Source organism: Vibrio sp. 2132-1, from assembly GCF_033344315.1.
In genome coordinates this window covers 1-628 of record NZ_JAWPON010000484.1, presented here as the reverse complement: position 1 = coordinate 628, position 628 = coordinate 1, and the positions used below count along the sequence as shown (strand labels likewise).

Here is a 628-nt window from a genome sequence, read left to right as displayed (position 1 = left end):
ATATATCATGCTGCTGTCGATTGGAATTGTTTGTGTGGGACAAAGCCCTTCCGGCTGCGGAAAAGCCTTGTTACGCGGTCACGCTGATTCATCCAGGGAAGGATTCGATAGTGACTCCACCGAAGGTGCCAAGGATTTCCGATGCCGCTTTATCAGATCGAGTTTTGCGTTGTTCTGAGGCGTCAAAGTTACGAAGCAATTTGAGCTGAACATCCTTATCCTGGAGCACGATCAGGGGCATTGGCGCGGTAACGGTTTTGAGTACCCCTGCGGCCATGACGTTTGCCACCGGTTGAACCTTTACTTCCCTTCGCTCCCGGAGATAAGGCTCCGGGGTGCTGGCGATCTTCTGGATAAGCTGCTCCAGGGGAAGTTGATAGTCTGGCCCAGATCGCTCCAGCTCCTCTCTGATGCGTTGCAAAAGCTCCTCTTTTACGGGCTTCTTCAAGGAGTCCTTCCGTTGCCAGGTGAAGCGGATAGAGTCGATGTCGCCATTGGTATAGCACCGAATTTGTCTGTAAAGGTGGAGAGTCATGACACCAGGGCAGTCCGCTCGAAGTGCTTCAAACCTCTCTTGCCTGGTGGGGTACGTCGAGATAATGAACTCCTCGATACCAGCTTTGGCCGC

Annotated in this window: 1 protein-coding gene; it reads right to left on the bottom strand. The window is 52.9% G+C overall.

The window, feature by feature from the left end; translation table 11 throughout:
* Positions 1 to 88: 88 nt before the first annotated feature.
* The coding region (locus tag R8N47_RS26185; protein WP_318186227.1) for a DNA replication terminus site-binding protein at positions 89 to 628 on the bottom strand (540 nt) is incomplete at its 5' end.